Annotated in this window: 15 protein-coding genes and 1 pseudogene; 13 read left to right on the forward strand and 3 right to left on the reverse strand. The window is 48.7% G+C overall.

What is annotated here, in order from left to right; all coding sequences use genetic code 11:
* Window positions 1-383 precede the first annotated feature (383 nt).
* Window positions 384-560 (forward strand): hypothetical protein, encoded by a 177-nt coding sequence (locus QUB61_RS03715; RefSeq protein ID WP_333123800.1) that lies wholly within the window; start codon window positions 384-386, stop codon window positions 558-560.
* On the opposite strand, the gene QUB61_RS03720 is transcribed toward QUB61_RS03715, so the two are convergent.
* Together QUB61_RS03720 and QUB61_RS03725 are read right to left on the reverse strand one after the other, a co-directional pair.
* Window positions 547-1,923, reverse strand: coding sequence for a cytochrome P450 (locus QUB61_RS03720; protein WP_333123931.1), 1,377 nt, complete (start codon window positions 1,921-1,923; stop codon window positions 547-549). The genes QUB61_RS03715 and QUB61_RS03720 overlap by 14 nt on opposite strands.
* A 138-nt stretch (window positions 1,924-2,061) precedes the next feature.
* Window positions 2,062-2,667 carry a hypothetical protein gene (locus QUB61_RS03725; RefSeq protein ID WP_333123803.1) on the reverse strand — a complete coding sequence of 202 codons (606 nt, stop codon included), beginning with the start codon at window positions 2,665-2,667 and terminating at the stop codon, window positions 2,062-2,064.
* A gap of 816 nt (window positions 2,668-3,483) precedes the next feature.
* On the opposite strand from QUB61_RS03725, the gene QUB61_RS03730 reads away from it, so the two are divergent.
* The 6 genes and pseudogenes from QUB61_RS03730 (at window position 3,484) to QUB61_RS03755 (ending at window position 10,301) form a co-directional block, all read left to right on the forward strand.
* Entirely contained in the window at window positions 3,484-4,050 is a 567-nt protein-coding gene (locus QUB61_RS03730; protein ID WP_333123805.1) for a COP23 domain-containing protein, read from the forward strand.
* A gap of 44 nt (window positions 4,051-4,094) precedes the next feature.
* Window positions 4,095-4,601: a serine protease gene (locus tag QUB61_RS03735; protein WP_333123808.1), complete on the forward strand. Its 507-nt coding sequence runs from the start codon at window positions 4,095-4,097 to the stop codon at window positions 4,599-4,601.
* Window positions 4,595-5,788 (forward strand): annotated as a pseudogene (locus tag QUB61_RS03740) (RNA-guided endonuclease InsQ/TnpB family protein). Before QUB61_RS03735 ends, QUB61_RS03740 begins: the two are co-directional and overlap by 7 nt.
* A 158-nt stretch (window positions 5,789-5,946) precedes the next feature.
* Complete coding sequence (locus tag QUB61_RS03745) at window positions 5,947-7,185, forward strand: COP23 domain-containing protein (RefSeq protein ID WP_333123811.1); 1,239 nt, start codon at window positions 5,947-5,949, stop codon at window positions 7,183-7,185.
* A gap of 196 nt (window positions 7,186-7,381) precedes the next feature.
* Window positions 7,382-9,622, forward strand: a complete 2,241-nt coding sequence (locus QUB61_RS03750; protein ID WP_333123813.1) for a phosphoketolase — start codon at window positions 7,382-7,384, stop codon at window positions 9,620-9,622.
* 79 nt (window positions 9,623-9,701) lie between these two features.
* The gene (locus tag QUB61_RS03755; protein WP_333123816.1) at window positions 9,702-10,301 is read left to right on the forward strand and encodes a Uma2 family endonuclease; all 600 of its coding nucleotides are present in this window, start codon (window positions 9,702-9,704) and stop codon (window positions 10,299-10,301) included.
* A gap of 487 nt (window positions 10,302-10,788) precedes the next feature.
* Here the strand turns inward: QUB61_RS03755 and QUB61_RS03760 are convergent, their stop codons facing one another.
* Window positions 10,789-11,661, reverse strand: a complete 873-nt coding sequence (locus QUB61_RS03760) for a class I SAM-dependent methyltransferase (RefSeq protein ID WP_333123818.1) — start codon at window positions 11,659-11,661, stop codon at window positions 10,789-10,791.
* 306 nt (window positions 11,662-11,967) lie between these two features.
* Here QUB61_RS03760 and QUB61_RS03765 point away from each other — a divergent pair, with 306 nt between their 5' ends.
* The 6 genes from QUB61_RS03765 (at window position 11,968) to QUB61_RS03790 (ending at window position 20,035) form a co-directional block, all read left to right on the forward strand.
* The gene (locus tag QUB61_RS03765; protein WP_333123820.1) at window positions 11,968-12,639 is read left to right on the forward strand and encodes a response regulator transcription factor; all 672 of its coding nucleotides are present in this window, start codon (window positions 11,968-11,970) and stop codon (window positions 12,637-12,639) included.
* Window positions 12,639-14,594: a CHASE2 domain-containing protein gene (locus tag QUB61_RS03770; RefSeq protein WP_333123822.1), complete on the forward strand. Its 1,956-nt coding sequence runs from the start codon at window positions 12,639-12,641 to the stop codon at window positions 14,592-14,594. Before QUB61_RS03765 ends, QUB61_RS03770 begins: the two co-directional genes overlap by 1 nt.
* A gap of 146 nt (window positions 14,595-14,740) precedes the next feature.
* Window positions 14,741-15,565: a DUF928 domain-containing protein gene (locus tag QUB61_RS03775; RefSeq protein WP_333123823.1), complete on the forward strand. Its 825-nt coding sequence runs from the start codon at window positions 14,741-14,743 to the stop codon at window positions 15,563-15,565.
* 6 nt (window positions 15,566-15,571) lie between these two features.
* Window positions 15,572-18,394: a CHAT domain-containing tetratricopeptide repeat protein gene (locus QUB61_RS03780; RefSeq protein ID WP_333123825.1), complete on the forward strand. Its 2,823-nt coding sequence runs from the start codon at window positions 15,572-15,574 to the stop codon at window positions 18,392-18,394.
* 572 nt (window positions 18,395-18,966) lie between these two features.
* Window positions 18,967-19,488 carry a hypothetical protein gene (locus tag QUB61_RS03785; protein WP_333123828.1) on the forward strand — a complete coding sequence of 174 codons (522 nt, stop codon included), beginning with the start codon at window positions 18,967-18,969 and terminating at the stop codon, window positions 19,486-19,488.
* A 40-nt stretch (window positions 19,489-19,528) separates the two neighbouring features.
* Window positions 19,529-20,035, forward strand: a complete 507-nt coding sequence (locus tag QUB61_RS03790) for a DUF3592 domain-containing protein (RefSeq protein WP_333123830.1) — start codon at window positions 19,529-19,531, stop codon at window positions 20,033-20,035.
* Window positions 20,036-20,108: the final 73 nt, after the last annotated feature.

Here is a 20,108-nt window from a genome sequence, read left to right on the forward strand (position 1 = left end):
CAATGCCAACGCGCTTCCGACCTTGCTGAATAACAGGGTATGCATATGTTTTTAAAGTATGGCAGGCAGGCTTTGGAGATATCAAGAGGACTATTGCAATCACCCGCTTTTGCTTTGAGACTGTGTTTGCATAGCTCCTAGTATTTGAGACTGAATAGTTGAAAATTCAGATTGTGCCGAAGGCCTGAAGTAGCCCAAAAAATAAAGAAGCCGGAAGATTGCAGGCAATGCCAACGCGCTTCCGACCTTGCTGAATAACAGGGTATGCATATGTTTTTAAAGTATGGCAGGCAGGCTTTGGACATATCAAGAGGACTATTGCAATCACCCACTTTTGCTTTTAGGCTGTGTTTGCAAAGCTCCTAGTATTTTAAACTAAAAATTTGAAAATTCAGAGGGTGCGATCGCTACAGGTTAAGGATTATAGCTATTTATCTGTAGCGGGTGCTACAAAAAAGGGTGGCATTGGCGGACGATCGCACATTCTCCCTAAATTGTTGGCACTCAAAGCTGAAAGTTCGATCGCCCGCTGCAACTGCTGCGACTTTAAACCCCAGTAGCAACAGGTTCACGCTTGTGCTGCGGCGTCCGCCGCCCCAGCAGGGCCATCCGCACGCCGCCTGCTGGCCCTAAAGTCACCCCTCGGCGTTTGGCCTGTACGGGCTTTTTCTCGGTCAATACGAGGTCGAAATCCCGCAAAATGGTTGCCAGCACCAGTTTCATCTCCAACTGCGCCAGCGCCAAGCCGATACAGCGGCGGCTGCCACCTCCAAAGGGCAAATACTCATAAGGCGAGAATTGCCTCTCCAAAAACCGTTCCGGTTTAAATTGCAGGGGTTCTGGATACAAATCCTCCCGTCTGTGGGTCAAATAAATCGAGCCGACGACAACCGTGCCCGGTTCGAGTTGATGTCCCATCAGTTCCACGGGCGTGAGAACTTCTCGCGCAAACGTCAGCATTCCCACCGGGTAAATTCGCAGCGTCTCCTGACAAACAGCACTCAGATAAGGCAAGCGGAAAATCTCCATCGGGTCGGGATTTTCCCCCAAACTGTCTAATTCTTGCAGCAACTTCTGGCGCACCGAGGGCAAACTGTGAATCCAGTAAAATGCCCAAGCTAGGGCCGTTGCTGTGGTTTCGTGGCCTGCAACCAGCAGCGTCATCAACTCGTCGCGCAATTCGACCTTCGTCATCGGTTGCCCGTTTTCGTCGCGGGCGGCCATCATTAAGCTGAGAATGTCGGTGCGGTTGGCATCAGGTTGCAGTCTGCGTTCTTCAATTTCGGCATAGATCAGATCGTTAACTTTCCCCTGCCGCTGTTTCATGCGTCCCCAAGGACTCCAAGAGCCCCAATCTTGCTGCATCGACTTCAGAAACAGTATGCTCGATCGCAACGGAGAACCAGTCATATCCACGAATGAGGCAAGTAGTGGTCTGAGTGCTTGTAACCGCGGCCCGTCATCGAGCCCGAAGACAGCTTGCAGGATTACCCGCATGGTGACTTCCTGCATGGCGCTGCGGGCCACAAAAGGTCGATCGACCGACCACTTGCTGGCAACATCTTGAGCGATATCGCAAATTAGTTGGCCGTAATTCCGCATCCGTTCCCCGTGAAAAGGTGGCATCAATAATTGGCGCTCACGTTTGTGCCTTTCTCCTGAGAGGAGAAACATGGATTGTTCTCCCACGAGCGGTTTGAGAATACTATTCAGGCTGCCTGGAGCGTGAAATGCGTTGCTGTTGAGCATCTCCTGGATAGCTTGGGGGTGGTCGATCATCACAAATGGTTCCCCGTTGGTCACTTTAGCTGTGAAAATGTCGCCGTATTGCTTGGCACATTTATCCATGTATGTCAGGGGATCGCCGATCCATTGAATTAGCTGCACAAAGGGTGGAGCTTTGGGACCGTTAGGTAGTGTCATAGGAATTACCGGGGTTTTGGTCGCAGGACTTAGCAGCATCAACAAATCTCAAAGGGTTTGAAGGTTTATTCAATCCCTCCCAACCCTTTTTTTTAAGGGGAGAAGTGCGTCAGTCCCATCTCCAATAATTTTAATAGCTTATTCTTTAACCGTGTTCAAAATGTCCTCTCCCAGCTCTGTAAAACGCACAGTTTTGATTTTCCAAGGAGCATAACTGGTTAAAGTTTGGCGCACGCCCCCGAACAAACCTAACATCTGACAACTCGACAGATTTTGCAATTTCTGCCGGAAATTTCCGGAAGCTCGCAGATCCACGGTAGCTATTCCGAGGTTGCGATCGATCCTGAGGCGATAACCAACCAAACCAAGACTATCGAAAATCTGCTGCTTTAACACTTCATTAACGGCCAATGACATTAACTGGTTGTCTGGGCCTGTAACTGTTTCCGGCTTCAGATTTTGACACAGATTGTCTACCTTATAAACTGTAACGGTGACAGCCTTTTCCGATCCTGCGGAACTACCTAAAACTGAGGCAACAGAGTGAGAGGGCTGGGGTGCTTGAGTCGATCGATCGTCAATTTGATTTCCCGTTAGCTGTAGGTGTGGGAACTGACGGGTTCTTGCTGGGGTTTTGCTCGGGTTTTCTGCTGAGTTAGCTGCATCTGAGCTAGAACAACTGCTAGCGCCGAGCAGAATTAATCCAGTTGCTAAATACCCCAACTGTTTGCAGATACGGTTCATACTTTTTAATACTCTACTAAAGCTCAGTGTATGGAGGGGAAATTTTGGTAGGTAGAAAGCACTTAATCCCTGATTACACTCACTTAGAAGTATTTCTGGCAGTACGGAGAAGAAAACAAGTGAAGAGTTCTTGTTAATACTTTTATTTTAGTGTTAGATAACGTAAGAGGGGTATTACCCTTCAAGTATCCCACCCTGCGGTGCCGTATGTCAGCAGATCCAGCTCTCGACCGAGTTCGCAAGTGATATCAAATACCTTGTCAGTTGTGTGATGTACGGTTGCAACTCGATTCATCCCAAGGTCTGAGGTGAAAAGCCTCTTTCCAGTTGGCGAAAGCCTGAGTTTGATTAGTAGTAATCAGGACAGAATTCAGACTTGCCCGCGCATTTTAAGCTCGCCTTCGCAGCGCATTCCCTGTAACGGGGCCGAAAGCGCAGTTATAGCGAATGTGCAAGTCCCGAACAATATCAGGACTTACGCATCAAGACCAAAGAAACCGGATTTTTTAACCAGGGCTAACGGCTGCAACGAAGTGTTTTCGTAAAAAACCCGGTTTCTGGGCAAGTCGCGAACCAAATAATTCCGAAGTCAGCGGATCTGTAATAGGACTAAGGCCAACTGGCACACTCGAATCGACTTGTAGGGTGCTCTACTACTTTGATTATGAACGGATTATCAATGGTTTTGGATTGTAGAGCACCTTACTAATTGTGACACTTGCGTCCAGGACTGTTTAATGAACTGGCGCTTCAAGGGTGTTATCGCAGGATTTGGGAATTTTTGTGTCAAATCCCATCAAAAAGAGTCAGAACATCATGAAACAGCAATTATGGACAAAAGTTTTGGCGGCAACAGCTTGCGCCCTCAGCGGGCTGACGGTTGCTTTTCAACCGAGTTACGCTCAGCGATTACCGGGGGAAAGTGGATTTAGGTGCAGCACCTCGACCGGTGCGCCGGTGACGGTGTACCTAAATTCTCAAGGTGCCGTAGAGCCTTGGATTGAGTGGACTTCCCATTATTTCTCCGGTTCTGGCTACGATCCGGCAACTCGGTGTCAATTAGTAAGTCAACGCCTCGAAACCTATCGCCGCCAACGGGTACTCAAGTATATTACAGCAGGTCAGATGAACGGTCAAAATGTCATTTGCACGGCGAATCAAGTCAATGGGCGGTGTCAAAATTTGATTTATACCCTCAGACCCGGTCAAGACCCGATCGGCTCTTTGTATAATTTGTTGGCTTGGCGCCAAGGATATGTCGGGATGCCGTCTTTTGATGAAAGCAGTAAAATTCCTTACATTGATGTCAGGGGAAAGCTAGAGGAAAACACTGCCGATGAGGCGCAACTGCCCCCTTTTTTCCCGCTGTCGGGACTGCCTTAAAGATTGGTAAATTTTCAATCCCATCGCCACTTCCGGGGGTTGATGTGGAAAACTTGGCGCGTCAAACAACGGTACGCATGGAGACGGCGAAATCTTCGGGTTCCGGGACGATCGTCCGGCGGCAGGGGCAAACCTATACGGTGCTGACTAATTGGCACGTTGTGGCGATCGTCCGGGGCGATCGGACAATTGTCACCGGCGACGGCCTCCTCCACCGACGGCTGGGAGTTCCGAGGCGGCTGGACGGTACCGATCTGGCGATCGTTCAGTTTCTGTGCGCGATCGAGTATAAAGTAGCACCGATTAGCCCCGAGCCGGCAGCGGTGGGAGAGCCGCTGCGATCGGCCCGATTCCCTGCAGGTGCACAGGTGTGGGCTGTAGCGCGGGGGTTCGTAGAACTGCTGCTGCGCAAATCTTTGCCTCAAGGTTATCAGGAAATTGGGTTAAAAACCCCTTCTTCAGTGGCCGGCTTTAATTGTAAAGCTTTGATAACTCGCCGAACATTCTATGCTGGAGTGTGTAGTATAAGGTGGGAGGTAAAACCATGCTAGTTTTCGAGTTCAAGGCCTACGGAAAATCAAATCAGTTCAACGCAGTAGACGAAGCAATTCGTACCGCAAAAATTGTCCGCAATAGCTGTATAAGGTATTGGATGGACAACAAAAAGGTGGGTAAAAACGATTTGAATAAATACTGTGCTGTACTGGCTCGTAATTTCCCCTTTGCTGAAGAGCTCAACTCAATGGCAAGACAAGCGAGTGCAGAACGAGCATGGTCTTCTATCTCCCGATTCTACGATAACTGCAAGAAGAGTATTCCTGGCAAGAAAGGGTATCCACAATTTCAGAAAGATTGCCGCTCTGTTGAGTACAAAACAACTGGATGGAAGCTTGCCGACGATCTCAAATCAATCAATTTTACTGACAAGAAAGGGATTGGGCGGTTAAAACTAAAGGGTACACGCGATCTACATTTTTATCAAATCAGCCAAATAAAACGGGTGAGATTGGTAAAAAGTGCCGATGGCGTGTACGTCCAATTTTGTGTGGATGTCGATAGAAAAGAAAACACAGAACCCTCTGGCAACACTATCGGATTAGACGTGGGACTGAAAGAGTATTACACCGATTCAAACGGAACTACGGTTGAAAACCCTAGATTCCCGATCAAAGGTGAAAAAATTCTCAAGCGTTCAGGGCGTCGTGTATCCAGGAAGGTAAAAGGTTCAAAGAACAGGAATAAAGCTCGGCAGATTCTGGGTAAACGCCATCTCAAAATAAGTAGGCAGCGTAAAGACCATGCTGTGAAATTAGCACGGTGCGTAATCTCATCAAACGATGTAGTCGCTGTGCGTTGATTTGAGGATTAAAAACATGGTAAAGAATCATTGTTTAGCTAAGTCCATTAATGACGCATCTTGGTATCAATTCCGTGTAGGGCTTGAATACTTCGCAAAAGTATTTAAAAAGATCACCGTTGCGGTAAACCCGCAATATACCAGCCAAGAATGCTCTAGCTGCGGTGTAATTGTAAAGAAAACGCTATCTACTAGAACGCACGTCTGCAAATGTGGGTGTGTAATGGATAGAGATGAAAACGCCGCTAGAAATATCCTCTCCTGAGAGGATTGGGTACGGTAGGGCATACCGGAACTTTTGCGCTTGACGCAAGCAACGCTTTAGGAGACTCAATCTCTACTTTGGCTGGAGAAATCCTGCCTCAGCAAATTGGCTCGTAGATTAAAGAATCCTCGTGCGTTTACGCCGGGGAGTGTCAAGCTTTTGAAGATGCAACTGAACCCACAGCAGAATTGTTAGAGAAGATGGTTAAATCCACTTGGGGAATTCCTATCAGCATATATTTGCAATTCGTCTCGTCTCATCTAGGGAGTTAGCGATGTATTCGTCGGGTTTGCGGTTTGACGCGCTGACAATAATCTTGACCGGTGCAGTAACGGTGGCTGCAGTTGTCGGCCAACAATATGCTGCTTGTGCCAAAACAGCCCAAGAAATTGCCCAGCTAGCGATATTAACAACGGTGGAAGTCAACAATACGCTGGGTTTTTCTGCTAGTGGCTCTGGAGTAATTATTGCTAAACAGGGGAATATTTACACTGTTCTGACGACGAATCACGTAGTGGCAAGCCTCGCCCAAGAATACAGCATTCGCACTCATTTAGAAAAAAATTATAGAGCAATCAGAATACAGCGCCTCCCGAAAAATGACAGGGATATAGACTTGGCATTGGTACAGTTTCAGAGCCGAGAACAGTATCCCGTAGCCCCAATGGGCGAGTCGGAACGTGCTGTTGTCGGTTCTAGTATTTACGTTGCTGGCTATCCGCTGCCCATCGCGTTTGGATCGGAAAGAAAACTCGAGTTTACTGGTGGTATAGTCTCTTCTCGCCTCGATCGCACATCATCGGGGTACGGACTGCGCTATCAAGCTGTGACCAGGCGCGGTATGAGCGGGGGGCCTGTATTTGATGCTGATGGCAGAGTTGTGGGAATTCACGGCCAGGGAGATACTGTCGGCACAGTGAAGAGCCAGTGGAACGGTCAGATGGAGGAGATTAAAACCGGGTTGAATTCAGCAATCCCGATCGATGCTTTTACGGCGTTGCTATCACAAACCAAGCCTAGCGGGTTTGATATTCTCAGCAATATTTCTATCAGCCGCGCCTCTAGCCAAAGCCAACCGAACCTCGGTCAGGGAGGCTTTGTGTGCGATACCTCCACGGGCGAGCCGGTGACTGTGTATCAAAATCCCCAAGGGTTCAGAGAGCCTTGGATTCGCTGGAATTCTAATTTCTTTTCTAGTTCTGGCTACGATCCTCTGACTCGCTGCCAACAAGTGAGTCAGCGCCTGGAAAATTACAACCGCAACCGACAGCTAAATTATGTCACTGTCGGTGTGGTAAATAACCAGAAAGTGATTTGCACGAGCAACCGCGTTAACGGGCCCTGCGAAGGTTTGATCTACACGCTCCGTCGCGATCAAGATCCTGCTCCTGCACTCAGCAGTTTTTTTGTTTGGCTGGGGAATCAAAAGGCTAGACCTTCTCTTTTTGAAAGCAGCACTGCGATTTATATTAATGTCGGAGAACGGCTGGGGTTAGAGATTAGCGAACCCTAATTGGTACTCAGCAATGATTTTTTTTCCGGCTCGATCGCCCTGATTTGTTTCTGGAAAAGTGGGGCGCTCTCAGCTTAAATTTTGAGATATTTTATTTATTTATCATTCGATATATTAGAAATGATGATTTTTTGCAACAAGGAAGCTATAAAATTACTGTTACATTAATCCAATCTAAATTTTTCAGGTATAAAGCATGACTGCAACTACGCCGAAGGCAACGTCAGCAATTCCGAGTTTTTGCGAAGGAATCCAGTATTTCTCCGAGAGTGTGCCGGGTTTTGAGACTTACGGGAAAGCACCTGCGATCGCCGAGGGGAGCAAGTCGATCGCCGATCCTGCCGATCCCGTCGCCGTTTTTCAAACGATGCTGGGAGCAGATGCCCTGCGCTACCTGACGCTGCAAGTTACCGCCAGCAAGGCATCGGGACATCCGGGGGGTTTTGCTAGCCAAGCTGAGGCTTATGCCGCTTTGGTGATGCTCGGACACAAGAACATTGTCACCGAAGTCGGCCATCACGCGCCGGGATTTTACAGCGCCATGTTTCTCGATCGATCTTTGGAGGATATGGGAATTGTTAACGTGCAGCAAGTGCGCGATAAATTCCGAGAAAAAGACGGTTTGTTAGGACATCTTTCCGGTTTCATTCCCGGCCTTTTAGCACCGGCCGGTCCCCTCGGACAAGGGCAGCATTTCGCAATGGCTGGAGCGCTTTTGCACCGCGAAAAACTGTTTGCTTTCACAATGGGCGACGGCGGCATGGGCGAACCCTATCCGATGAGCAGCATGGCGCATTTCCACACTGCTTATCCCAGCGTTACTAACTTTTTGCCTGTGTTGGTTTGGAACGGATATTCTCAGGAACATCACAGCATGGTTTCGACTAAAACTAATGCTGAAATGATTGCTTATTGGCAAGGCAACGGTTTTGAAGAAGTTATCTTAGTTGATGCTAAGAAATTTGACGATAAAAATCAACCGGAAGATTATGTTGACAGCACTGCTTTTTCGCTCGAACAGCGCATGGCATTTACCAAAGCTGTTTTACAAGGAGTTGACAAAGCGGCAAAATCTGCTCTCGGCGGCAAATTAACTGTGTTTATTATCAAACAGTTGAAAGGTGCCGGCGTCCACGCGCGCGGAGCAAAATCTCACAACCTTTATCCGAAAGATACGCTGGATGCTCCGCACATTATCAGTGCTTTAAAAGAGCGCGCTTTGACTGCTGCTGCTTGGGAGTTGGTGCGGACAAATTGCGAGCGTGCGGGCGGCGGGCCGGCGGCGAAAACAGTTGTTACTGAGTTTACATTGCCGCTGGCAGATTTAGGCGAATTGCCTTTAGAAGAATTTGCAGTTGGGGGAGAACCGAAGATTTCGACAACAGCAATGGGGGTTTTGGTAGGGAAAGTTGGCGAGCGCGATCGTACTTTTCTTGTCACTAATGCTGACGGCAACGAAGCATCGGCAATTGCCAATATCAACCAAGCTCTCAAAATTATTCACCCGACGACAGATGACCTGTACAATCAATCGCCAAACGGTCAAGTTTACGAACCTTTGAGCGAAGATGCTTGCGCAGGTTTAGCCGTAGGTTTATCGCTATTCGGAGCGCGGAGTTTGTGGTGTTCCTACGAATCTTTTGCCATCAACGGTTTACCAATTTGGCAAACTGTAACCCAAGCAATGGCAGAATTGCGCCGTCCAACTCCGGCAACTGTCACCTTATTTACAGCGGGTGCATTGGAACAAGGCCGCAACGGTTGGACGCACCAGCGGCCGGAAATTGAGGCTTATTTTGCGGCGATGATGCGGAACGGAAATGTATTTCCTTTGTTTCCACCGGATGCTAACAGCATTCAAGCTTGTTACGAGTGGGCTTTGACTGCTAAAAATAAGGGAGTTGTGATTACTGCAAGCAAGTCGCCGCTGCCAATTCGCACTACTTTTGAACAGACTCGCCAAGGTTTGCAAGACGGTGCAATAGTTCTGCACGAAGTCGATTCCCCGCAAGCTGCCCACAATCAAGGGGGGAGCAAGAAAGTGGTGTTTGCAGTTGTCGGCGACATGACGTTAATGCCAGTGTTTGAAGCGGCGGCATTTTTGGAAACAGAAGGGATTGGAGTGCGGATTGTTTCTGTTGTGAATCCCCGGCGTTTGTATCGTGCTAGCGATGTTGCTTGGGATACTTGTTCGGAAGCTGACGGCGGCTTTTTGAGCGATGAGAAATTTGCCGAATTGTTTGGCGGAGATGCCTTGATTGGCGTGACAGGCGGTGCTTCTGGGATGTTGGAACCTGTGATGCTCCGCAGCAATTGCCAGCGGGATACTTTCGCTTGGAAGCGGGGGGAAACTACTGCTAGTGCTGGTCAGTTGATGGCGTTTAATGGGTTGACTGCTGAGGCGTTGACTAAAAGGGCGATCGAGCTAGTTCATTAAGTTAGAATGTGAGTGAATGCCCCTGCCTGGTTTGTGCTGGGTAGGGGCTAGTAATATTTAAAATAGGATGGTGATACCTATGACAGCAAAAATTTTAGAAGAAATAGGTACGCTTGCAGAACAGCGATTGATTCTCCCCGCTTATTATACTTGGGAGCAATTTGAGGCTCTCGAATCTTTGATGGCCGACTCGCCGGGTTTGCGGATAACTTATCTTGATGGGTGGATCGAGTTTATGACACTGGGTGAAGCACATGAGACAATCAGTTGTATTCTTAATTTTTTGCTACAACTCTACTTTTGTGAAATGGGAATTGAATATATTCCTGTAGGGAGTGCGACTCGCAGAGACCGGGCAAGAGATGTATCATTTGAACCTGACGAGTCTTATTATATAGGTTCAAGAAAAGAGCATCCCGATTTAGCCGTGGAAGTAACGATGACTAGCGGTAGCACAAATAAACTAGCTAAATATCTGCGACTTCGCATTCCTGAAGTCTGGTTTTGGGAAAATAATCGGCTTTCTGTTTATGGGCTACGCGAGGATAATTATGAGCAAATTTCAAGCAGTGAGTTGCTGCCGGAATTGGATTTAGCATTGTTGGTACGCTGCGTTTTAATGCCTTCAAGGATTGATGCAAGGACAGAGTTTCTTAATGGGGTTCGGCAAGTGGGTTGAATGCTGAGGAGTTGGTAAAAAGTGCGATCGTCTACGAGGGCTTCGCTAAGGACTTGATTGGTTAAGGTAAAATGTGACCGACAACCATTGGCTCTCACAAACAACCTTTGCGCGCTCGGCTCCAACGATTGGTTAGACTTGTAGGTGTAAAGTTACTAAATTATTGCTCTCTCTCTTCTCTTAATCTGCGTGAATCTGCGTCAATCCATTGTCATCTGCGGTTAAAAATTTCTCTTTTTTTAACCGCAGATGAGGGCAGATTAACACAGATTAACGCAGATGAATTAGATCGAATCCGGTGGCAGGATTCGTGATTTTTGACTGTTGACTAGATTTGACGCCCGACGATGCTACCGGATTTGATCTGATACGATTCTAGAGCTATAGGTGCAGTTTTAACCTAATGCTGAGGGGATAATTTATTCTGAAGTTTTTCCTGGTTGGCTGTTAAATAAGTTTGCTTTGTTGGCTGGGAATGTAGCGAGTGCTAGAGGTTGTGCTGCGACGGGATATCAATATTGTGTGAAATATCTGTCTTAATTTTATTGCTTTTTTCCCCGCAAGCCATCAACCAAAAACTCATCATCGATCGATCGCCTGCAGCTACAAACTTATCCCGCGAAACCAGATAGCTTTCTATTTCCGACTCTGAAATCAACCCCTGTTTGACCATTTGCAAAATGGGCCCGGAGTCAAGCAAAGGTTGAAACGCTTCAATTCCGATGATATCGCTGTGGCTGACAACCGCTTCTAAATCAACGCTAACAAACCCAGCTTCTTTGAGAATGCGGCACAGATTTCGCCCGACGCATAAATTGCCGCCCCGCGATGCCATTACCTGCTTGAATTTCTCCCTGACAATCTCGACTGACCAAGGTGGATTTGTCAGCCAAAACAGATCCGCGTCGCTATCAATAATCACCAGTTTTCCGCCCGGTTTCAAGATGCGGAATATTTCTCTAGCTGCTGCGACGGGCTCTGGGAGGTGAACGAACAGCAAACGGGCGATCGCAAAATCGAAAGTGTTAGCCGCCAAACCAGTATCCGCAACCGATGCTTGGATGCGCTCTACTCGATCGCCGCCTTTGTCCTGCAAATATGCTACTGCTTTTTCGTGCAGTACCGGGTCAATTTCTACCGCTGTTACCGAACTGTTTGGCAGCAATTCTAACAGTTTTTCGGTGAAAAATCCCGGCCCGCTACCCGCTTCCAAAACATTCATCCCGTCGGCTAAACCGAACCACTTTAAAGTGCGCGCTTCCTTTTCCCAACTGAGGAGAACTTGAGCTTTTAACCGCTGAATTTCTGCGTCAAGTTCCAGATTGTACGTGCTGGCTTGATACGAACCTTCTGCTGCCATAAAATCATCTTTCTTCTTGCTTGGACACCTAGATTATAAGAGAACTGCGCTTTAGCGCAATTCTCGTTGCGGATATCCACAACCGCAGTTGGCGGACAGATGCAGGACGGGAGCCAGGTAATTCCTCTATTGTAAGAAGATGACGGAGACGATTTTAGATTGGGGATTTGGGATTTTGAATGAGAATTTCAGCGGTTTAAAGCCCCTAGTTTCAACTAGGTCACAAATCGAAAATCGTAAATCCCAAATCTAAAATGGGTTGACGGATTACCTAAACTGACGATGTTGTGTGGCAACAAATCAACTATGCCCCAGACTTTACCTCAACCGGAGAAACGAACTTTTTTAGTTGTGGATGACCATGCGATGGTGTTAGGTGGCACGCTTAACATTCTGAAGCAAGAATATCCAGAGGCAGACATTCTGACGGCTCCGACGGCTCAGGCAGCCCTTGAGCAAATAGCGCAGACGACCCCGGATTTGGTGATTGTGGATCTGGTGATGCCAGAGACGATCGGCGAAACGGCTCAAGCAAATTCAGGGCTTCAACTCCTCAAAACGTTGATGGAGCAGTATCCGAGCCTGAATATTGTGGTGCAGAGTGCCCATGTTCGGACTTTAGTTTGGCTGAAACCGTCGATCGACAATCACATGGGCGGCTTCACAGTTGTCGATAAGAGCCAGCCGATGAAAGACTTGCTGGCAATGGTTGATTGGGCGCTGCACGAGCGGATTTATACACCCAGAGAGATCCGCAACGGGCTGCAACTCAAACCCGCCTGGATGCAGGTGTTGCAATTTGCTTTTCAAGAGAGCTTGCAGGATACTGCGATCGCCAAACGGATGAATGTTTCTGAACGCACTGTGCAGTATTACTGGACTAAGATTCGAGATGTGCTAGAGGTGTATCCTGAAGATGATAAGAATCTGCGGATTCAAACGGAAGTGCGAGCTAGGGAAGAAGGATTGATTGATTAGTGAAGCGCGATCGATGGCAAGCAGTGAAAGCGGGTGTCACGACTTGGGGACGAGAAGGGCTTCCAGGGGTGATGGTGATTGTCGCTGTGACGATCGCTCGATTGACGGGTGCGCTTCAGTTTTGGGAGTTGGTGACGCTCGATCGATTTCTGCGGCTGCGTCCCCCTGAGCCAATGGATGAAAGGATTGTAATCGTAAGTATCACCGAGGGAGATATTCAACGCGCCAGAACTTATCCGATTCCCGATCGCGAAATTGCCGATTTGCTTAAACGGTTGCAGGCCTATCAACCGACTGCGATCGGACTGGATATTGTCCGCGATATTCCGGTTGAGCCAGGTCATGCGGAACTGACATCGGTGTTTCGCAGCAGCAAGAATACGATCGGAGTGGAGATTGCCCTGCCCGATCGCAGTGGCTTTACCGTCGCACCTGGGCCCGCGCTACCACCAGAACAAATTGGCTTTGCAGATACCGTTCTGGATGCCGACGGCTATCAGCGCCGCAGTTTATTGGACGCTCACAACCCCCAGCAGGAATACCGTTTTTCGTTCCCCCTGCGACTGGCGGAACGCTATCTCGCGACAAAGGGCATTGAGCTAGAAAATGGCATCCACGACTCGGAGGCCTTGCGGTTTGGCAGTACCGAGTTGACCAGAGTTCGGCCAAATTCTGGCGGATATGTGGGGGCGGATGCAGGCGGCAACCAGATTTTGCTGAATGTTCGCAGCGGGACAATCCCGTTTCGCGTGCTTTCTCTCTCGCAAATCAAATCGGGACAGGTCAACCCGGATTGGATTCGAGGCAAAATTGTGCTGATTGGGATGATGTCTTTTAGCGCGAAGGATCTGGTAAGTTCAGGTGCGATCGCAGGCATCAATCCCGGACGGATTTACGGAGTCGAAATGCAGGCCCACGCCACCAGCCAGATCCTGAGCGCGGTGCTCGATGGGCGATCGTTGCTTCGGGTTTGGGCGGATGGCTGGGAAATGCTCTGGATTGGGGTCTGGGGACTCTTGGGGATGAGTTTGGGGCGATTTCTGCGATCGCCCTGGAAAATTTTGTTGGGGCTCTTAATCGCCAGTATCAGCCCGATCGGGATATGTTACGGGTTAATTCTGTTGGGGTGGTGGGTGCCGATCGTACCTGTGTTGTTGGTGCTGGTGTTGAATGGGGCTGGCTTGATGGCAGCGTTATTTTATCGCCACGAACAGGAACTCCGACTGCGGTTAGAGGAACGTCAATTTGCGATCGAACAGACCTTTAACGCGATTCACAGCGGCCCGTTACAAACATTGGTGGGAATTTTGAGAACTGCTCAGGGAGAAGCCACACCGCCGCCATTTTTACCCGAGTTGCAACGCCTGAATGAAGAATTACGGGCAGTTTACGGATCGGTGCAGCGAGATGCGATCGCGGATGAACCGCATCTTCGCATGGGAAGCGCGATCGAATTGGCCCTGCAGGCCCCGCTGCATGAATTGCTCTACAAGGTCTATTGCAACACGCTAGAACAAGAACTGCCTTACCTCAAAACGCTCAAATTCAAAATTGTGCAGTTCGATGCCTTGAACACCTCGCATCTGCGGTTGGAACACAAGCGAGGACTCTGCCGCTTTCTGGAAGAAGCGCTATGCAATGTGGGGAAACACGCGATCGAAGCCACTCGCTTGACCGTAATTTGCTCTCAAGAAGGCGATCGGCAGGTGATTCGGGTGGCGGATAATGGCAAGGGGAACCCGTCTGACGCAGAAGCGCTGAGTTCCGGTGAAACGAACTGGGACAGGGAGACAACTCAATATCTAAACTCTAAACTCCAACCTTCAGGATTAGGAACGCAATTGGCAAACAATTTAGCCAAACAATTAGGGGGAACATTTCGGCGCTACCCAAATGTACCGAGGGGGACAGTGTGCGAGTTAACTTGGTCAGCCAAACGGCGCTGGTTCTGGTAATTAGTTCCTCAGAGTTAGCATCCGAACTATTCATCTCTCTCTTCTCTTCCTCTGTGTTCTCTGCGTTCTCTGCGGTTAAATCATTCCGATCCAACCGGAATTGAGATCGCACTTGCTATATCTTTGCGCTTTCCCGCAAACGAAGCTTGTGGGCAGTCCTCTATTCTGTTTGTGTACTGTTGATTACTGTAGAAATAGTTACAGAGGGAATTGCGATGATGACTCACGGATTGAAGCGTCGAACCATTTACTCTGCCGGCATTGCGAGTTTAATGCTGAGTGTTTCGTTCTGGATCGCTCCTGTAGCGCTGGCAAAATATACTCCCCCTAAAAAGCCTTCTGCGCCGAAACAAACGGGGACGAATACCACTCGCGGCGGCAGTTGCGAAGCTAATTCACCGGCGGTATTGACTGCCTTGGTGCCGTTTAGCCATGTGGGAGAGACGATTTCTGGGCATCCCACCTTTACCTGGTTTGTACCCGATCGCACTTCTCATCCCCTGCAATTCCGCCTGTTCAGCTCTACGGGACAACCACTCTACAGAACCGAGATGCAGAGTCAGCCGGGGATTATGTCGGTTGCTTTGCCCTCAAATCTGCCCCAACTGTCGATCGGGCAATCCTATAAGTGGCAAGTGGTGTTGGTGTGCGATCGGAATGTTCCTTCGCGGAATGTGGTGGCGGCGGCAGAAATCCAAGTAGTTCAGCCTGCGGAGTCGTTGCAGTCTCAACTTGCAGCGGCGCAAACTCCCCAACAGCGGATCGATCTGTATGCCCAGGCCGGGCTGTGGTATGACGCGATCGCCGAAGCGCGCAAAGCCTCTGAGACTTCTCAAAACCAAGTGGCTGTGCTGGAATTGCTAGATGCTCTCGCTAGTTCCGAAGCCGAACCGCTGAAGGAATGGAGCGATCGATTGCGACAAATTAGGGCGATCGAACAACAACGCCAACCCCCGCAACCCAAACCCTAAAATCCCATGCAGCCTTTCTCCCTAAAACTGCTCAAATCCAGTAATCGTAAAGTGCGATCGGGCTTCCTTTTTCCCCTAGCCTTTTGCGTTTTATCTGTTGCTTTTTATATTCCCGTGCACTCCACACTTCCGGTTAGTGCTCAAGCTACTGATGCTCGTGAAGCGGAGGGCGATCGGCTGATACAGCAGGGGCTTCAACAGTATCGGACTAGCCAATTAAGAGCAGCGCTGAATTCCTGGCAACAGGCACTCCAAATTTATCGCGCCCTCAAAAACCGCCAAGGGGAAGGTGCAGCACTAGGCAATTTGGGAGCCGCTTACAACTCTCTGGGCAACTATACCAAAGCGATTGAGTATTCACAGCAATATTTAGCTATCGCCCGCGAAATTAAACACCGCAAAGGGGAAGGGAATGCACTAGGCAATTTGGGAATCGCTTACCGCTATCTGGGCAACTATGCCAAAGCCATTGAGTATGCACAGCAGTGGTTAGCGATCGCCCGCGAAATTAAAGATCGCTCTGGGGAAGGTGCAGCACTGGGCAATTTGGGAGTCGCTTACGGAGCCCTGGGCAACTATGCCAAAGCCATTGAGTATGCACAGCAGAGCTTAGCGTTCGCCCGCGAAATTAAAGACCGTCAAAGGGAAGGTGCAGCACTGGGCAACTTGGGAGTCGCTTACCGCTATCTGGGCAACTATGCCAAAGCCATTGAGTATAAACAGCAGCAGTTAGCCATCGCCCGCGAAATTAAAGATCGCTCTGGGGAAGGTGGAGCACTGGGCGATTTGGGAGTCGCTTACATCTATCTGGGCAACTATGCCAAAACGATCGAGTATGCACAGCAATATTTAGCCATTGCCCGCGAAATTAAAGACCGCCAAGGGGAAGGTGCAGCACTGGCCCATTTGGGAGCCGCTTACAGATCCCTGGGCAACTATGCCAAAGCCATTGAGTATGCACAGCAATTTTTAGCCATCGCCCGCGAAATTAAAGACCGCCAAGGTGAAGGTGTGGCGCTGAGCAATCTGGGAGCAGCTTACGGATCTCTGGGCAACTCGGCCAAAGCCATTGAGTATACACAGCAATATTTAACCATCGCCCGCGAAATTAAAGACCGTTATGGGGAAGGTCGGACACTGGCCAATTTGGGAATCGCTTACCTCGATCTGGGCAACTATGCCAAAGGCATTGAGTATACACAGCAGAGCTTAGCGATCGCCCGCGAAATTAAAGACCGTCAAGTGGAGGGGGCGACACTGGGCCTTTTGGGAGTCGCTTACGGCACTCTGGGCGACTGGGCCAAAGATATTGAGTATACACAGCAACATTTAGCCATCGCCCGCGAAATTAAAGACCGCCAAGGGGAAGGTGCGGCGCTCAACAACCTCGGAGCGGCGTTCTTAAAGGCTGGCCACCTAACAGAAGCTGAAAAAATGCTGATCGATGCCATTCAAGTTTCGGAATCGATACGGCAAATGCTCGGCTCCAACGACGCGAATAAAGTCTCCATTTTTGAAGCACAAGCTCGCACTTATCGGACTTTACAACAAGTCCGGGTAGCTCAGAATAATCCGATCGCCGCTTTAGAAATTGCCGAACGGGGACGCGCCCGTGCCTTTGTCGATCTGCTGACAGAACGCTTATCGTCAGGTTCTACCAATCCGGCAATCGCCACTTCTCCGAACCAGGAGCAAATCCGCCAAATCGCCAAAGCACAGAACGCTACTTTGGTTCAGTATTCCATCATCTACGACGGCTTCCAGATTCAGGGCAAACGAGAAACGCGAGAATCTGCGCTCTACATCTGGGTGATTCAACCGACGGGCGAAATCACCTTCCGCCAGGTAGATCTCAAACCCCTCTGGCAAAAGCACAAAGTCTCCCTAGCCAACCCAGTCATTTGCACACAAGAATCCTTGGATATCCGCAGTCGCAGCAGCACGGGCTTGACCGAATGCCCAACCGACTTACCCACCCTGCATCAACTGCTGATCGATCCCATTGCCAGTCTCCTCCCCAAAGATCCCAATGCCCATGTCATTTTCATTCCCCAAGGTTCCCTGTTCCAGGTACCCTTCCCTGCACTCCAAGATGCTAACGGTACTTACTTAATCCAGAAACATACGATTCGGACTGCCCCTTCGATTCAAGTATTGGATTTGACTCGACAGCAACGGCAGAAGTTAGTACAGAAGCCAGCCAACAGCGGCAGGGCTCTAGTCTTGGGCAATCCCACGATGCCGAGTGTGTCTCTCTCTCCGGGAGAACCTAAGCAGCAATTGTCTCCTCTACCTGGGGCTGAAGCCGAAGCGATCGCGATCGCCCCTCTGCTCAATACTCAAGCGATCTTAGGCGCACAAGGCACAAAAGCTGCGATCGTTCAAAAAATGCCCCAAGCATCGATTATTCACCTGGCAACGCATGGATTGCTCGATGATGTAAACGGATTGGGAAGTGCGATCGCTATGGCTCCTTCTGGCAAAGATGACGGCTTATTGACCGCAGAAGAGATTTTCGATATGAAACTGCTAGCAAGCTTAGTCGTTTTGAGTGCCTGCAACACTGGAGAAGGCAGGATTACCGGGGATGGGGTGATTGGTTTGTCGCGCGCTTTGATTTCGGCAGGAGTGCCGAGTGTGATTGTTTCTTTATGGGCGGTTCCTGATGCGCCGACAGCCTTTTTAATGAAGGAATTCTACGAAAATCTTCAGCAAAACCCGAATAAAGCACAGGCATTGCGACAGGCAATGTTAACCACGATGAAAAACCAAAACCATTCCAATCCTCGAAATTGGGCGGCATTTACGTTGATTGGGGAAGCAGAGTAAGTTTTTATGAAGGGCGATCGCTCTTGGATTAGGGTTAGTTTGTGCGTTGCAGTAGAGTTGGGCGATCGTAGTATTTTCGTAAAAAAACTCGTTTCTGGGCCCCATGTAATTTTCTTTCGCTCCCCGTAGGGACAAGGCATTGCCATGTCCCTACAATAAAGCCGTGTCCCTACAATAAAGTTAATCAGGCGGCAAGATACTTTTACATTAGTTGCACTTTCCCGCAATCAACATTGCACCCATCTCTTCATCAGGTCTGTGGGTAGAACGAGTGAAATCCCCATCTGGGTTGCTTAAAATTTAAGTAATGAAAGACTCGAATTAAAAAATAGTTTGGTACTACTGAAATTCAGTCTTCTGTTTACTAAAAGTCGCTGTTAATTGCAGATATTTGCAAGGTAAAGCCGATGAAAACACAAAAATCAATTCTACCAACCAAAGCAAAATGGGTCTCTAAAGTCATTGGATTTTCACTGTTGAGTGTTCCACTCATGTCCAATCTTACCCATGCACAATCCGGATCGCCTACCCCTCAAATCGGATTCAGATTTAAACAATCTCAGGAATTCAATGTGGGTGCAGTCACTACTGTATCGGTCTCTACAACTTACCAAGGAGACTCCGGCAGTTGTCACGGTCAGTTTTATTTCTCTAATTTTCAGACTTACACCGATACTCACACGGAGGAAGCCTCCGAGCACGCAACATTCATTTCCAGCAATACGCCGCCTGCTCCCGGTTTGCGCGTTGCGATCCGAAATGTCACTCCTGGGATTGACCAAAACCCTTCTCCCCATACCGATCGGGAATACGATAAACCTCCAACTTCGGAAGGATTTAAAGTGTCTCTTGGCACAATTCACCGTGGTAGATTTTTAGCTGTGCAACCCGGAGAAAACCACTTTTCCTATGAGATCAAACGCGGTAATACCATCATTGAATCTGGTACTTTCACCGCTAGAATTGACCACCAAACTCAAAGTAGACAAAGCTATCAGAGTATTGCTGGCAAAAGTGCTACGGAATGTGAATTGGAATATAACCAGCAGAGGGAATATGACCGACAGAAGGAGAAGCCAAGAAGAAGGCGTTGATTAATCAATCTTTTGAACTCATGAAAGGAGTTGAAATCAAATGAATCGACCTACGCCCAAAAACCACAACAGCAACATCAATGATTGGTTGGGAAAGCTATTCTTTTTCATACTCGTGCCTAGTTTTTTATGGTCAGTAGCTGGACTGATGTATGTGACGATTCCCGATCGCTATCGAACCGAAGTGGACTTTCGAGCTAGGGCAGTTAGAACTGACGGCATCGTCACTAAAAAAAATCAAAAAACAACTTGTTATGGAGGAGGACTCGGTTGTTCTTCTAGTTGTGACGTAACCGTGAAATTTCAGACAGACTGGGGAAAAACTATTGTGTTTTCCAACAGTTGCACGTCTGCGAAGGAAAATCAAACAGTTCCAGTATTGTATGACCCAGACTCTTCCCCCGTCAAAGCTCGGATTGATATAGGGGATAGTCCTGAAAGTCGAAGAACAAACGATTTCATATCGTCATTCATTTTTGTCCTTTTTGGACTCGGTTCACTCATTACTGGCTTTTCAATCTATGGAACACAGCACACACAGGATTGAAGGCTTGATTGCTTTGTCAATTCAGATGTATTTCACGCACCGTTTCCTCGCCCAGGTGCTGTCTAGTTTCGCA

Origin of the sequence: Microcoleus sp. C2D2 (assembly GCF_036702495.1) — a bacterium.
GTDB lineage: Bacteria > Cyanobacteriota > Cyanobacteriia > Cyanobacteriales > Microcoleaceae > Microcoleus.

Excerpts from the sequence above, each read along its gene's own strand:
- QUB61_RS03720 (WP_333123931.1), bottom strand. The coding sequence starts at position 1,923 with ATGACACTACCTAACGGTCCCAAAGCTCCACCCTTTGTGCAGCTAATT.
- QUB61_RS03725 (WP_333123803.1), bottom strand. The coding sequence starts at position 2,667 with ATGAACCGTATCTGCAAACAGTTGGGGTATTTAGCAACTGGATTAATT.
- QUB61_RS03730 (WP_333123805.1), top strand. The coding sequence starts at position 3,484 with ATGAAACAGCAATTATGGACAAAAGTTTTGGCGGCAACAGCTTGCGCC.
- QUB61_RS03745 (WP_333123811.1), top strand. The coding sequence starts at position 5,947 with ATGTATTCGTCGGGTTTGCGGTTTGACGCGCTGACAATAATCTTGACC.
- QUB61_RS03750 (WP_333123813.1), top strand. The coding sequence starts at position 7,382 with ATGACTGCAACTACGCCGAAGGCAACGTCAGCAATTCCGAGTTTTTGC.
- QUB61_RS03755 (WP_333123816.1), top strand. The coding sequence starts at position 9,702 with ATGACAGCAAAAATTTTAGAAGAAATAGGTACGCTTGCAGAACAGCGA.
- QUB61_RS03760 (WP_333123818.1), bottom strand. The coding sequence starts at position 11,661 with ATGGCAGCAGAAGGTTCGTATCAAGCCAGCACGTACAATCTGGAACTT.
- QUB61_RS03765 (WP_333123820.1), top strand. The coding sequence starts at position 11,968 with ATGCCCCAGACTTTACCTCAACCGGAGAAACGAACTTTTTTAGTTGTG.
- QUB61_RS03780 (WP_333123825.1), top strand. The coding sequence starts at position 15,572 with ATGCAGCCTTTCTCCCTAAAACTGCTCAAATCCAGTAATCGTAAAGTG.
- QUB61_RS03790 (WP_333123830.1), top strand. The coding sequence starts at position 19,529 with ATGAATCGACCTACGCCCAAAAACCACAACAGCAACATCAATGATTGG.